Raw genomic sequence first — 13945 nt, 5'->3', positions numbered from 1 at the left:
CGTGGAAGGATCTCGCGCACTGACCAATCCGTGCTGCCGTCGGCTCCGGATCACTCGGAGAACCGATGTGCGATCAGGGAGGAAGCCCGCGTGAAAGAAGCCGTGTACATCAGCGGAGCGCCCTCGGCGGGGCCCGATCTCCAGTCGCTGATGGGGCTGGTCGCCCGGGGCGACCAGGATGCCTTCACCCAGGTGTACGACGCGGTCAGCGGGCCCGTCCTCGGGCTGGTACGGAGCGTGCTGCGCGATCCCGCCCAGTCGGAGGAGGTCGCGCAGGAAGTCCTGGTCGAGGTGTGGCGGACGGCCCCTCGGTTCCGGGCCTCCCGAGGCAGCGCGATGAACTGGGTGCTGACGCTTGCTCACCGCCGGGCCGTGGACCGGGTGCGTTCGGCCGAGGCATCGGCGGCCCGTGAGCACAGGGCGGCACTGCTGGACCGTACGCCCGCCTTCGACGAGGTCACCGAGCAGGTGGAGAGCCGGCTGGAGCGCGAACAGGTCCGCCGCTGCATGCGGACGCTCTCCGAGCTGCAACGGCAGTCCGTGACCCTCGCCTACTACCGGGGGCTGACCTACCGCGAAGTGTCGGAGCTGCTCTCCGTACCGCTCGGGACGATCAAGACACGACTGCGCGACGGGCTGATCCGGCTGCGCGACTGTCTCGGGGTGAGCGTATGAGCAACGCCGAACTGCACACGCTGACCGGGGCATACGCCCTGCACGCACTGTCGGACACCGAGCGGGTGGACTTCGAACGGCATCTCGGCGACTGTGCGGCCTGCGCTGTCGAGGTGCGCGAGCTGTCCGAGACCGCCACCCGACTGGGCCTCGCGGTGGCCGAGACCTCACCGCGAGGGCTGCGGGACAGGGTGCTGCGGGAGATCACGACCGTACGGCAGGAGTCTCCGTCGGGCGCCGGTCGGGACCGCTCGGGCGGCACGGCGGCCCGGGGCGACAGCACAACGGGGCGGGGCGCCGGCAGTACGGGGCTGGGTGGCTGGTGGCCGAGGTACGCGCTCGCCGCCTGTCTCGCCGCCGCCGTCGGATTCGGCGGGATCGCCGTCTGGCAGTACCGGGCGGCCCAGGACGCCCGGCAGGAGGCGCGGGCGTCGCAGCAGTGGAACGAGCGGATGGCGCAGGTCCTCGCCGCTCCGGACGCCAAGGCCTCCTCCGGCACGATGAAGGACGGTACGAAGGGAACGGTCGTGGTCTCGCAGAGTGAGAACCGGGCCGTGTTCATGACCTCGGGAATGCGGCAGCCGCCCAGTGGCAAGGTGTATCAGCTGTGGTTCGACGACCACGGCACCATGCGTTCCGCCGGGCTGATGAACACCCGGGCCGCGAGCGACGCCGTCCTGCTGGACGGCCCGGTCGACGGTGCATCGGGCATAGGAATCACGATGGAACCGGCCGGCGGCTCCGCGCAGCCGACGTCCGCGCCGCTGACGCTGATGAATTTTCCGGCAGCATGACCGGGCCGGTCCGCCGGGCGGACTCGTCCGGCGGACCGCGTTCACCGAGCAGAGCCGTGACAACCCGTTGCGCGGGGACGGCATGACCGACTCCGGGAAGGGCACACCCCCATGACTGTCTCCGTGGCACTGTTCACCTCCGACCTGCGGGTGCACGACAACCCGGTGCTGCTGGCCGCGGTGCGGGACGCGGATGCCGTCGTACCGCTGTTCGTGCGCGACAAGGGCATCCACCGGGCCGGCTTCGACGCGCCGAACCGGCGGGCGTTCCTCGCCGACTGCCTCTCCGACCTCGACGCGGGGCTGCGCCGCCGCGGCGGACGGCTCGTCGTCCGGGACGCCGACGTGGTGGCCGCTGCCCGTGCCGTGGTCGTGGAGACCGGTGCGCGGAGCCTGCACATCGCCGGCGGGGTGAGCGGGTACGCGATGCGTCGCGAGGGGCGGCTGCATACGGCTCTGGCAGCCGTCGGCTGCACCCTGCACGTCCACGACGCGGTTGTCACCGCGATCGCCCCGGGCCGGATCGTCCCGGCGGGCCGTGATCACTTCGCGGTGTTCACGCCGTACTTGCGCCGTTGGCAGGCGGCGGGAGTACGGGGAACACTGACCGCGCCACGCGCGGTGCGGCTGCCGGACGGCGTGGAGTCCGGGCCGTTGCCGGAACGGGCACAGGTGACCGGGGTCTCCCCCGGGCTCGCCAGGGGCGGCGAGTCGGCCGGACGCCGGCTGCTGTCGTCCTGGCTGCACGGCCCCCTGGCCGACTACGAGAGCGGTCACGACGATCTCGCCGGTGACGTGACCTCCAGGCTCTCCCCCCACCTCCACTTCGGCTGTCTCTCGGCGGCCGAAGTGATCAATCGGGCGAGGCAGCGGGGCGGACCGGGCGCCGACGCGTTTGTACGCCAGCTGGCGTGGCGGGACTTCCATCACCAGGTGCTCGCCGCACGGCCGGACGCCGCCTGGGAGGACTACCGCACGCGGCACGACCGCTGGCGGTCCGACGAGGACGAGGTCGAGGCCTGGCGCGCGGGGCGCACAGGCTATCCGCTGGTCGACGCTGCGATGCGACAGCTGGCGTACGAGGGCTGGATGCACAACCGCGGCCGGATGCTCGTGGCCTGCTTCCTCACCAAGACGCTCTACGCGGACTGGAGGGTGGGTGCCCGGCACTTCCTGGACCTGCTGGTCGACGGCGACCTGGCGAACAATCAGCTCAACTGGCAGTGGATGGCGGGTACCGGCACCGACACCCGTCCCAACCGGGTCCTGAACCCGGTGATCCAGGGCAAGCGGTTCGATCCGCGCGGCGCCTACGTGCGCCGCTGGGTGCCGGAGCTTGCGGAACTGGCGGACGGCGAGATCCATGAGCCGTGGAAACTGACCGGGCCGCGCCGGACCGCGATCGACTACCCGGATCCGCTCGTCGACCTGGCGGAGGCACGGGCCCGGTTCGAACGGGCACGCGGCCTGGGCTGATGGCGCGATCCCGCCGATCGGCAGGAAGCCCATCAGCAGCGGTGCCACCGGCGTCGCCGCTGCCGCGACCGGCGCGGTCGTGCGTCGCCGCTGCCCCGTCACACCCCTCCCCCGAGTGGCAGGCACCGGCCTGACCCCCTCCGCCTCCGGATGCCTCTCGGCTGTGATGCGTCATAGGTGCCGCCCGGGATCGGCCGGAAAGACTCACACCCGATCGGGTGACAGACCAATCCGTCCGACGCAGGGCGACGAATCCCCGTTGTGAGTGAAGACCGAGACGATTCGCAGCGAACCGGGGCCACTTGGTCCCGGCGACCGGGCTGGGCGCGCGCCGCCCTCGCCGCGCTCAGCGGTCTGATCGCCGGGTTCTGCGCCCTGGCGGTCGCCGAGCTGGTCGCGGCTGTCGTACGTCCCGAGGCGGGCCCGGTCACGGCAGTGGGCGGTGCGGTGATCGACCGCACTCCCCCGGCCGTGAGGGACTTCGCCGTACGGAACTTCGGTACCGCCGACAAGCTGGTGCTCCAGCTCGGAATCCTGATCCTTTTGGCGCTCTTCGCCATGACGGTCGGGGTGCTGGCACTGCGGCACCGGCGGCTCGGTTCAGCCGCCGTCCTGGTCTTCGGTCTGGTAGGGGCAGTGGCGGCGGCAGGGCGTCCGGAGGGCGCGCCTGCCGACGCGCTGCCTTCGGTGGTGGGTGCCGCGGTGGCCGTAGGAGTGCTGTATCTCCTGGTCGGACGGCTCACACCGGCTCTGCGTCCCTCTCCCGCGGCTGGTGAGAGGGACACAGAGACGAACGGCATCTTCGACCGCCGTGGCTTCGTGGTCGCGGCGACCGCCGCGACGGTGGCCTCCGTCGGCGCGGGACTCCTGGGGCGGCGGCTCACGTCCTTTGTCCAGGCCGGAGCCTCCGCTTCACGTCATGACCTGGTCCTCCCGGTACCGCATTCCGCCGCACCGGCGGTCCCGGCGGGCGCCGATCTGAGGGTCCGGGGGCTGAGCTCGTTCATCACCCCGAACGAGGACTTCTACCGGGTGGACACGGCTCTGGTCGTGCCACGCGTCGACGCCGGCACATGGCAGCTGGAGATCCATGGCAAGGGTGTGGCGCGGCCCGTCACCGTCGGCTTCCACGACCTGCTGCGAAGGCAGGTCATCGAGCGCGACATCACGTTGACCTGCGTCTCCAACGAGGTCGGCGGCCCTTACATCGGCAACGCCAGGTGGCTCGGCGTACGACTGGCCGATCTGTTGCGCGATGCCGGGGTGCGCCCGCCGTCGAAGGGCGGGCCCGCCGACCAGATCGTGGCGCGTTCCGTCGACGGCATGACGATCGGCACACCGGTCGAGGCGGTCATGGACGGGCGCGACGCGATGCTCGCTTTCGGCATGAACGGCGAGCCACTTCCCTTCGAGCACGGCTTCCCGGTCCGGATGGTCGTTCCCGGCCTGTACGGATACGTGTCCGCGTGCAAGTGGATCAAGGACATCGAACTCACCACGTTCGATGCCTACGACGCCTACTGGGTCCGACGGAGCTGGGCCCAGGAGGCACCGGTCAAGACCGAGTCGCGGATCGACACCCCCGTCCGTTCGCCTCCCCGAAGGCCGGCATCGTGCCGGTGGCCGGGGTGGCCTGGGCCCAGCACCGCGGCATCTCCAGGGTTGAGGTCCGGGTGGACGGTGGGGAGTGGCACACGGCACGGCTGGCTGCCGCGGACACCCAGGACACCTGGCGCCAGTGGGTGTGGCAGTGGCCCGCCACATCCGGCAGGCACACCCTTGAGGTTCGCGCCACCGACGGAACCGGCGCCACCCAGACCGGCGATCGCGTAGGCACCGTGCCCAACGGTGCGACCGGCTGGCACTCGGTGGTGATCGACGTGCCCTGAGCCGGGGCACACCGAGCCGGGGCACACCCCGACCGCACCACCCGCTCCACGGAGCACGGCTCACCACACCCCGAGCCATCACCAAAAGTAATCACATCATCACTCAAACGATCCGGGAGAACCCCATGAAGGCCCTTCACGTCCGCCGTCCCGCAGTCGCCCTGTCCGCAGCGGTTGCCCTGCCACTCGCCCTGGCCGCCTGCTCCACCGACTCGAAGGACAACTCGTCCGGTTCCGGCGCCGGTTCGGCCGAGGCGTCGTCGCCCGCCGAGGCCGACGGCTCGGTGCACACGAACGAGCCGTTCGGCCCGGCCTTTCCTCCGTACCGAAGGACGGCGCGGGCTCCTTCACCGGCATGGCGAAGGCCCCGGTCGCGACGGCCGCCTCGAACAACCCGGCACTCTCCACCCTGGTCGCCGCGGTCAAGAAGGCCGGCCTGGTGGACACTCTGAACAACGCTCAGAACATCACGGTGTTCGCGCCCACCGACGACGCCTTCGCCAAGATCCCGCAGGCGGACCTGAACAAGCTGCTCGCCGACAAGGCGGCACTCACGAAGGTACTGACGTACCACGTGGTCGGTCGGAAACTGACACCGAAGCAGCTGGAGAAGGGCTCCTTCGCCACGCTGGAGAAGAGCGAACTGACCACGTCCGGTTCAGGGATGACGTACACCGTGAACGAGTCGTCGAACGTCGTCTGCGGCAATGTCCCGACCGCCAACGCGACGGTCCACATCGTCGACACGGTCCTGATGCCCCCGCGATGAGGCGGGACGGACAGGCCCCTGTTCGCGCCGGGCGACCGGCACTTCCGGTCAACACCCTGGCCTTCCTGTACGGGGCGGGCATGGCGGACGATCCGGCCTGGCCGCGGGCAGCGGTGTACGACCCGGCGGGCGGCCACTGGTACTGCCAGCGGTTCACGCTCCTCCCCCGGGCGCGACGGTGCTGCTCGGTGCGGTTCATCTCGGGTGCGGGAGGAGCGCGCCCTCCGTACGCTGACCGGATGAACCGTCCGAGCGTCGTGGACCGGCAGGACCGGGTGGCGGGTGCCGTCGTCGGATCGGCAGTCGGTGACGCACTGGGGGCACCGTTCGAGTTCGGCCCCGCCGGTGTGTACGGGGCCCGCTTCCCGGACGGCGTCGGCACGATGTGCGGGGGTGGCGGCTGGGATCCGGGCGAGGCCACGGACGACACCCAGATGGCCGTCCTGGTCGCGGAGTCCCTGCTGGAACGGGACGGCCTCGACCTCCCGTGCTGCGGACGCCCGATCTGCTGGCCCTGGCCCGGCGGCTGGACGGTGACCCATGTGGTGCGATTCCCACGGATATCCACACGCCTTGAATCTGCACATAAGGGTGAGATAAGAGCAGAATATACATAACAGGCCATTCTGCACACAAGGCGCCGTTCAGGTCTGCGACAGCGAAGGAGGCGAACCCATGTCGAACGTCTCGCACACCGGCCGTGACATGGCCAGCCACCCCGATATTTCCGAAATGCGCGATCGCTACACGCGAATGCTCGGCGGGCGTGATGTGGCCCTGGTGGACGCACCGGTGTTCCTCATCGGTCTCTACTGCGCCATCTCGCCCTGGGTGCTCCACTTCACGGCGAGTCAGCCCGCACTCATGACGAACAACCTGATCATGGGTATCGCGATCGCCGTGCTGGGCCTCGGGTTCACCGTCATGCCGGAGCGGATGTACGGCCTGAGCTGGGCCATATGCGCCATGGGCGCCTGGTTGATCGCCTCGACGTGGGTCGTCGGCAGCGGCCCCGGCTTGGGCATCATCCTCAACAACGTCATCATCGGCGGACTGACCGTCCTGCTGGGCTTGGTCTGCGTAGTGGTGTCGATGAAGAGCGGCAAGCGCTCGGTCTGAGACAGGAAACCTCTCGGCCGGTCCGTGTGAAGCGGACCGGCCGAGAGCTGCCGGGCCGGTGCTGCGTATCAGACCTGCCGGAACGGCAGATAGTCCACGTCGTACCCGAAGTACCGCGGCCCGGCGAGGGCCAGGCCGCCCGGTGTGGTCCACCGCGGGTCGCAAGGGGCCGCGAGGACGCTGACGCGCAGGCCGTAGCGCAGGCCCTCCGTCGTCACCGGGTCGCCGGTGTCGGTGTCCAGCACGCAGATGAGGTCGGGCGTGGTGGCGACCGTCTCGCCGTCGCGGGTGGCGAGCAGATGCTCGTTCTGGAAGCCGAGTTCCAGGATCCGGCCCGCATCGTCGCCGATGCCCTCGATACGGGCGCTGCCCCGGGCGAAGCCTCCCTGGGTGCGGCGGCTGACGTCGACGACCTTGCCGGTCAGCAGATGGGTGCCGGACAGCATGGTGCGGGCCGCGTGCACCGGGTCGGCGTGCGTCGCGCGCGCCTCGCGGACGGCGGCGCCGAGCCGTTCGGCAAGCGTCAGCGTGGCGGGGACGAGACCGTCGGCGAGTTGGTCCCCCCGCATCACGGTGTCGGCGGTGGAGATCTGACAGCCGAGTTCCACACAGACGGCCCGGGCGATGCGCTCGGCGGCGTGGTTGGAGACGGCGTCGACGATGATGCTGTTGCCCTTGTCGTCGGCGAGCGCCATCGGCGTGTTGGCCACTCCGATCAGACCGGGCAGCACCATCTGCGCCTCGGGAAAGGCGCGGCCCATGGCGTCGCCGTCGACCAGCGGCAGCCCCGCCTCGGCGGCGCAGGCGATGGGCAGCATGGAGTTGACGCCGCCGACCTCGATCGGCGCGATGTGGGTGGCGGGCCGGCCGATGTGCTTCTCCAGGGCGCGCAGGGCGGCCACCTCCTCGCCACCGGCCGGGACGCGTTCCAGCAGCACCGTCGGCGCGCCCATCCCGGAAACGGGTACGACGGTCGCGTCGGCCGGCACCTCGTCGAAGGCGACGAGCCGGACCGGACCGTGCTTGCGGATGGCCTCGCGGGCCAGCAGCTTGCCGATGTACGGGTCGCCGCCCCCGCCGGTGCCCAGGATGCCCGCGCCGCGCGCGATGTCGTCCAGATTGTCGAGGTTGATCTCACGCATGTGACGCTGCTCCATGGGTGTCGCGTGCCCCGGTCGGGGCGTGGGTGCTGCCGATGCCGTTCAGATCGAGGTCGCCGACCGCCTTGACGCGGATACGCGTTGCGCCGCCCGGCAGATAGGCGAGCGGGACCTCCTCCACGTCGACGATGCGGACCGTGCCGGGCCTGGCGCCGGCGCTCTCGGCCCGGCCCACGGCCTCCTCGCGGGCCTCGGCGAGTACGGAGTCCCTGCGCCCCTCGGGGACCTGGAAGACCCGGTCCACCTCCCCGCCGACCTGGGCGATGGCGGCGCCCACGGCGTTGGCGACGTCGAAGTGGCCGGGGCGGCGCACATCGTCGAAGCCGGGCAGGGCCGAGGGCACCAGCACGCTGCCGCCGCCCACCGCGACGACCGGCAGCGGTCCGGCCGACGTGCGCATCCGGTCGACGGTCTCGGCCAGCCGCTCGGCGATCCGGTCGAGCGCACGGGCGGTGAACTCGCGGCCCAGGTGCGCGACACGGGAGCGGTCGCCGATGTCGGCGCGGCCCGCGGCGACCGCGAGATCGGTCGCGGTCAGGGTGCTGCCGCCGAAGACCAGTGCCTCCTCGGTGAGCCGGAAGCCGACCGAGCGGGGGCCCGTCCGGCCGTCGGCCGACACCAGGGATCCGCCTCCGATGCCGAGCGAGAGGACGTCGGGGATACGGAAGTTGGTGCGGATGCCCGCGGCCTCGCTCTCGCCCGCCGCCTCGCGCGGGAAGCCGCCCGCCAGTATGCCGACGTCTGCGGTGGTGCCGCCGACGTCGACGACCGCGCAGTCGCCGAGACCGGACAGGAACGCGGCGCCGCGCATCGAGTTGGTGGGCCCGGAGGCGAAGGTCGCCACCGGGTAGGCGCGGGCGAAGTCCACATCCATCAGGGTGCCGTCGTTCTGCGACAGGAAGAACGGCGCGGTCAGCGAGACCTCGGCGAGCGACTTGGCGAACGACTCCACGATCGCGGTCGCCAGGTCGCGCAGGGCCGCATTGATGATCGTGGCGTTCTCGCGGGCGAGCAGTCCGATCCGGCCCAGTTCGTGGGAGAGCGAGAAGTGGACGCCCGGGCCCAGCTCCGCGCCGAGGATCTCGGCTGCCCGGCGCTCGTCCTCCTCGGCGACCGGTGAGAAGACGGACGAGACGGCCACCGAGGTCAGCCCGCGCGCGGCGATGTCGGCGGCGGTGCGCTTCAGCTCCTCCGGGTCGAGCGGCGACAGCGGCCGTCCGTCGAACTCCCGCCCGCCGTGGCAGAGATAGCCGTGCCCGCCGACGGCCGCCCGCTGGCGATCCGGCCAGTCGGTCATCGGCGGCAGGGCGGCCGTCGCGGGCAGGCCGAGGCGTACGGCGGCGACGGGTGCGAGCCGGGCGCCCTCGATCAGCGCGTTGAGGAAGTGGGTCGTGCCGATCATGACGGCGTCGACGGATTCCATCGGCGGATCGAGTGCCCGGATCGCCGCGGTGACGCCGGAGGTGATGTCGGAGGTGGTGGGGGTCTTCGCGGTCGCGACGATCCGGTCGTCGTCCTCGAGAAGGGCGGCGTCGGTGTTGGTGCCTCCGACGTCGATTCCGATGCGCATGGTGTCTGTCTTTCGTAGGGGGTGGGGATGTCGGGGTGGGCGTACGGGTCAGACGGTGGCGTTCGACGGCCGGGCCGTGCCCGCTTCCGCCTCGATCGCCGCGGCGGGTCGCAGCGGCTGTGCGAACGGCAGGTCGCGGGCGCCGCGCACCAGGCCGAGCTTGCCGAGGACGACATAGCCGAGCCCGGCCAGCAGCAGGGAGTTGAGTGCCGGGATCCCCCACCACTGGTAGTGGTCACCGAGCCAGCCGAACAGGGATGCGGCGGCCCACAGGGCGATCGTGGCCGGCACCCAGCTGGGTTCGGTCTCGGGCAGCCGTCCGACGGAGCGGGACGCATCGAGCTGTGGCCGCCACTTCTTCACCACGAAGTACTCGGCGACCATGATTCCGGCGACCGGCGGGGTGAGAACGCCGAGCACCGTGAGGAAGTCGGTGAACCGGTCCAGGATTCCGGCAGCGGCGGCAAGGCTGCCGAGCACCCCGATCGTGACGGTCGTGCCGACCCGGTTCAGCCGGACCTTGAAGAGCGCTTCGACCGCGCCGATCAGGCCGAGCGACGACGAGTACAGATTCCAGTTGTTGATCTTCACGGTGGCGGAGACCAGGACGATGACGCCGATGACGCCGGAGGAGGACGTGATGATGGCGATCAGGTCGGAGGACTTCACCGCGTAGGCGAGCAGCACACCGCCGAGGCCCAGGACGTACTCGCCGAGGCTGATGCCGACGACGGTCTGCTTGACGACGTCGCCGGTGTTGCGGTTGAAGCGGGTCATGTCGGGGGTGGTGACCGCGCCGACGATGTACGAGCCGGCGACTATGGTCGCGCCGGTGGCGATGGACATGTGGGCGCCGAACGGCGCGGAGGCCATCAGATCGCCGATGTTGTGCCGGGAGAACTCGACCGTCATCGCCCAGCCCGCGAGGCCGAGGAAGGCGGGGACGGTGACGAACGCGGTCCAGCCCATGGCGCGGAAACCGCGCAGCACGAGCGCGGTGACGGCGAGCCCGCAGATCAGGCACCAGGCCCAGACGGGCAGCGCGGGCACGATGGAATGCAGTCCGGCCGCGAACACCGCCGTCTGCACACCGAACCAGCCGAACAGGCTGACCGCGATGACGAGTCCGATGAGGGTGGAGCCGTAGCGTCCGAAGCCGGTCCAGCGGACCAGCATCGAGGTGGACAGGCCCTCCCGCATACCGGCGATGCCGACGAAGATGCAGACGATCTCCAGGATCACCGAGCCGAGCGTGAACGCCCAGAACGCGCCCCAGAAGGAGAGTCCGGCGCCGAGCGCGGCGCCCAGGAGGAACTGCGTCAGGTCGGAGAGCTGGCCGAAGCGCTGCACGGCGACGTTGAGCCAGGAGTAGCGGGCCGCGCGCGGCACCCGCTCCAGCGGGTAGTCCTCGTCCGTCTGTGCCTGCGACTGCTTCAGCGGCTGCTCCTGCTGGTGTGCGGATGGCTGTGGTTGCACATCGAACTGCTGGGTCATGGGGACGGTCCTCGGGTGGGCGGGGCGGGCAGGAGGGCGCAGCAGCACGACACCGGGCTGCTCCGAAGGGGAGAAATGAGGTGGGGAGCGGGGGTCAGAGCGGGAGCGGCGGTCCCACGGCCCGTGCGCGAAGGAGCACCGCGCCGGGCAGATACGGCACCGGTACGTCCGGCTCCGCATGGGTGCGTACGCGCCGGGGATCGGCACCTGCCCGTACGGCGCCGGCGCGGGCCAGGTCCCGTACCTCGTCGCGTACGGCATCGAGGCGGCGGCCGGGTCCTCGGCGGACGATGCGGTCGCAGTGCCCGCCGACCGGGCTGGCCGCCGCGCCGAACGCCCCGGCGACGCCGCCGTGTTCGGGCCGTACGACGTCGAATCCGGCGAGTACGCGGCCGGGCACACCGCCCGCACCGCCGCCGACCAGGATCAGCGGGAGGAGTCCGGCCGCGGGGCGCATCCGGTCGGCGGCCTCGGCCAGTTCGCGGTGTGCGTCGGCGCTCACGGTGATCAGGTCGGGGAAGCGCAGGGTGACCGGGACGCCGCCGATGCGTTCGCCGGGGCCGGCCTCCTGCGGGTAGCCGCCGGTCAGCGCTCCGACCCGGGCACGGCGTTCGCCGATGTCGGCGACCACGGCATCCCGGAGCCCGGCCAGGAGTCCGGCACCACGGATGGTGCAGGCCGGGCCGCTGCCCAGGCTGAGTCCGGGCTGGCGGCGCAGATACTCCAGGCTCATCAGGGTGCCGTCGCTGCGGGTGACGAGGACGGCGGCACCGGGGGCGAGACCGAGCCCCGGGAGGGCGGCGGTCAGCTCGTCGGCCACCCGTGCCACGAGCACGGACAGGGCCGCGTCGAGGACCGTGGCGTTCTCTCGGGCCAGCAGGTCGAGGGTGCCGACGTCGCTGGAGAGCAGGACGGTCGTTTCGGGGCCCGTCTCGGCGCGCAGGATCTCGGCGGCTTCCCGCTCCTGGCTGCCGTCGACGGGCGAGAACACGGCGGTGACCGCGAACGCCTCGGCTCGGCCCGCGAGCGCGGCGCCGAACCGGGCGACGGCGTCCCGGTCGAGCGCGATGGTGTCACGGGGGGCGAGGCCCCCGCCGCCCCTGACATTCGCGGTGCCCGCGCACACGGCGTCGCGCAGTGCCTCGGGCCAGCCGAACAACGGCCGCACGGCGTCGGCGGCGGCGCCCCCGACGCGCAGCACTCCGACCCGGGCCAGCCCGTCCCGCTCCTTCACCGCACGGGCGGCGACCCGCAGCCCAACGGCGAGCTGGGTGGCCCGGCGGCGCAGTTCGGCAGGCAGCGCACCGACGGCAGCGGCGAGCGACCCGACGGCGTCACCGGCGACCGAGGGCACCTTGACGGCCCGTACCGCCCGATCACCGTCGAGCAGGACGGCATCGGTGTTGGTGGGCCCTACATCCACACCGAGGATCACGGGGTGCCTCCCTGGGGCGGGCGACTGCGGGCGATCGGAGAACCGCCCTGGGCGACCCCACCGTGCCCACCGGGCCCACCGAGGCCTGCGAGGCCGAAGGCGGACGGGCCCGCCAGTCGCAAGCCGCTCGGCGTGTACCAGGCCGGGGCGGAGGGCAGCGTGACGAGGTGGACGCGGAGGCCGTAGCGGACCTCCTCGACCGGGACGGCCCAGCCCGTCGTCGCGTCGACCAGGGCGATCACGTCCGGCACCACGGCGAGCGGTGTGCCGTCCTCCAGGGCCGCGACGAACTCGCTGCGGGCCTCGACGAGCACCAGCCGTCCCACGTCGGGGCCCGCGCCCTCCAGCAGAACGCCCGTCGCGTCGTCGCCGTCGGCGCCCTCGGTGGCGTACCTGCGGACCGAGGAGACCTTGCCGGTGAGCAGCGGTGCCGGGCCTTCGCCACGGCCGAGGGCGAGTGCGCGCGTGACAGATCCGGCGACGGCATACCGGGCCGCCTGCCCGGCGGTGAGCGGGTAATCGGTGGATGCGGCCCGCCCGCCGAAGGCGACGACGGCGGCGCGGGCGAACTGTTCGAGGTGTGCGCCGTCGACGTCGTCGATGACGACGGTGTGGCCGTGTTCGTCGGCGAGGACGGCCGGTCCCGGGCGCAGTCCGGCCAGTTCCAGAACGTTCTGGTCCATGCGCGGAAAGGCGCGACCCATCGAGTCGGCATCGAGCAGCGGCAGCCCGAGCCGGGCCGCCCAGGCGACGGCGACACAGCCGTTGAGGCCGCCGATCTCGCTGCTCATCACCGCTGCCACCGGCGCACGGTGCAGGGTCTCGAAGCGGGCACGCAGCCGTGCGGGTTCATCCCGGCCACCGATCCGCTCGGCGGAGACCGCGGGCGACCCCACGAGCCCGACGGGCATGACGAGCGCATCGGCAGGCAGCGCGGCCGGGTCCACCACGGGCACCGGACCGCACTCCTCGATCGCCTGTCCGGCGACGGGAAGGGTCACATCGGCGGGTCCGCCGCCCCCTGACCCCAGGACGGCACAGCCCCGCGCGAAGTCGGTGAGTGCTCCGGCGTCCACGTGCATGAAACCCAGCGTAGGGAGGCAGAGCATGCCCCGTACGGGCCGGCGGCTCACGATTGAACAGCCCGATGTGCTTGCAGCACACTGGATGGATGCCGAACATCGTGGAGCTCCTCTCCTCCCCCGGACTCGACGGGGTCCGTCCGCTGGTGGGCCCGCTCGACGCGGTGGCGGTCACGGGGGTGCGCCTGGAACCGCGCCCGGACCGGCTCGCCGCCATGCCCGCCGGGACGGTCGCCGTGCTGCTGGCGCCGGTACCGGGGCATCTGCTGGATGTGGCGGTGCGGGACGCGGCGGCAGCGGGGGCCGCCGCGCTGGTCCTGACGGGTGTGACGGAGGCGCCGCACGGGCTGCCCGCCGAGGTGACGGCGACGGCGCGGGCGCTCGCCGAGCGGGGCCGTGTCGCGGTGCTGTACGCAGACGGGGATCTCGCCGGTCTCGTGGTGGCCGTGGAGCGGGCGGTGGCCGGGTCCGCGGCCGACGCG

Annotated in this window: 9 protein-coding genes and 4 pseudogenes; 8 read left to right on the top strand and 5 right to left on the bottom strand. The window is 71.9% G+C overall.

Features of this window, described 5'->3' with window-relative positions:
- The first annotated feature begins 90 nt into the window (after positions 1-90).
- From GA0115254_RS30055 to GA0115254_RS30025, 7 genes and pseudogenes are all read left to right on the top strand, one after another.
- Complete coding sequence (locus GA0115254_RS30055) at positions 91-675, top strand: sigma-70 family RNA polymerase sigma factor (RefSeq protein WP_093898440.1); 585 nt, start codon at positions 91-93, stop codon at positions 673-675.
- Entirely contained in the window at positions 672-1469 is a 798-nt protein-coding gene (locus GA0115254_RS30050; protein WP_093898422.1) for an anti-sigma factor, read from the top strand. Before GA0115254_RS30055 ends, GA0115254_RS30050 begins: the two co-directional genes overlap by 4 nt.
- 111 nt (positions 1470-1580) lie before the next feature.
- Positions 1581-2945 carry a cryptochrome/photolyase family protein gene (locus GA0115254_RS30045; RefSeq protein WP_093898421.1) on the top strand — a complete coding sequence of 455 codons (1365 nt, stop codon included), beginning with the start codon at positions 1581-1583 and terminating at the stop codon, positions 2943-2945.
- A gap of 354 nt (positions 2946-3299) precedes the next feature.
- A pseudogene (locus GA0115254_RS30040) lies at positions 3300-4834 on the top strand (molybdopterin-dependent oxidoreductase).
- Between the two features lie 125 nt (positions 4835-4959).
- Positions 4960-5603 (top strand): annotated as a pseudogene (locus tag GA0115254_RS30035) (fasciclin domain-containing protein).
- Between the two features lie 239 nt (positions 5604-5842).
- Positions 5843-6091 (top strand): annotated as a pseudogene (locus tag GA0115254_RS30030) (ADP-ribosylglycohydrolase family protein); the annotation flags it as partial.
- 187 nt (positions 6092-6278) lie between these two features.
- A complete protein-coding gene (locus tag GA0115254_RS30025; RefSeq protein ID WP_093898420.1) occupies positions 6279-6722 on the top strand; it encodes an SPW repeat protein in 444 nt (147 codons plus the stop codon).
- 68 nt (positions 6723-6790) lie between these two features.
- Here the strand turns inward: GA0115254_RS30025 and GA0115254_RS30020 are convergent, their stop codons facing one another.
- The 5 genes from GA0115254_RS30020 to GA0115254_RS30000 form a co-directional block, all read right to left on the bottom strand.
- Positions 6791-7864, bottom strand: a complete 1074-nt coding sequence (locus tag GA0115254_RS30020) for a DUF917 domain-containing protein (protein ID WP_093898419.1) — start codon at positions 7862-7864, stop codon at positions 6791-6793.
- Positions 7857-9452 carry a hydantoinase/oxoprolinase N-terminal domain-containing protein gene (locus GA0115254_RS30015; protein WP_093898418.1) on the bottom strand — a complete coding sequence of 532 codons (1596 nt, stop codon included), beginning with the start codon at positions 9450-9452 and terminating at the stop codon, positions 7857-7859. Before GA0115254_RS30015 ends, GA0115254_RS30020 begins: the two co-directional genes overlap by 8 nt.
- 48 nt (positions 9453-9500) lie before the next feature.
- A complete protein-coding gene (locus GA0115254_RS30010) occupies positions 9501-10946 on the bottom strand; it encodes a purine-cytosine permease family protein (protein ID WP_093898417.1) in 1446 nt (481 codons plus the stop codon).
- Between the two features lie 94 nt (positions 10947-11040).
- Entirely contained in the window at positions 11041-12381 is a 1341-nt protein-coding gene (locus tag GA0115254_RS30005) for a hydantoinase/oxoprolinase N-terminal domain-containing protein (RefSeq protein ID WP_093898416.1), read from the bottom strand.
- Complete coding sequence (locus GA0115254_RS30000; protein ID WP_176740354.1) at positions 12378-13463, bottom strand: DUF917 domain-containing protein; 1086 nt, start codon at positions 13461-13463, stop codon at positions 12378-12380. Before GA0115254_RS30000 ends, GA0115254_RS30005 begins: the two co-directional genes overlap by 4 nt.
- A gap of 89 nt (positions 13464-13552) precedes the next feature.
- Here GA0115254_RS30000 and GA0115254_RS29995 point away from each other — a divergent pair.
- A pseudogene (locus GA0115254_RS29995) lies at positions 13553-13945 on the top strand (PucR family transcriptional regulator); the annotation flags it as partial.

Origin of the sequence: Streptomyces sp. Ncost-T10-10d, from assembly GCF_900091955.1 — a bacterium.
Classification (GTDB): Bacteria; Actinomycetota; Actinomycetes; order Streptomycetales; family Streptomycetaceae; genus Streptomyces.
Note: the sequence above shows the minus strand (reverse complement) of the source record. Positions and strands in the feature narration are given on the sequence as shown.

Excerpts from the sequence above, each read along its gene's own strand:
- GA0115254_RS30050 (WP_093898422.1), top strand. The coding sequence starts at position 672 with ATGAGCAACGCCGAACTGCACACGCTGACCGGGGCATACGCCCTGCAC.
- GA0115254_RS30045 (WP_093898421.1), top strand. The coding sequence starts at position 1,581 with ATGACTGTCTCCGTGGCACTGTTCACCTCCGACCTGCGGGTGCACGAC.
- GA0115254_RS30025 (WP_093898420.1), top strand. The coding sequence starts at position 6,279 with ATGTCGAACGTCTCGCACACCGGCCGTGACATGGCCAGCCACCCCGAT.
- GA0115254_RS30020 (WP_093898419.1), bottom strand. The coding sequence starts at position 7,864 with ATGCGTGAGATCAACCTCGACAATCTGGACGACATCGCGCGCGGCGCG.
- GA0115254_RS30015 (WP_093898418.1), bottom strand. The coding sequence starts at position 9,452 with ATGCGCATCGGAATCGACGTCGGAGGCACCAACACCGACGCCGCCCTT.
- GA0115254_RS30010 (WP_093898417.1), bottom strand. The coding sequence starts at position 10,946 with ATGACCCAGCAGTTCGATGTGCAACCACAGCCATCCGCACACCAGCAG.
- GA0115254_RS30000 (WP_176740354.1), bottom strand. The coding sequence starts at position 13,463 with ATGCACGTGGACGCCGGAGCACTCACCGACTTCGCGCGGGGCTGTGCC.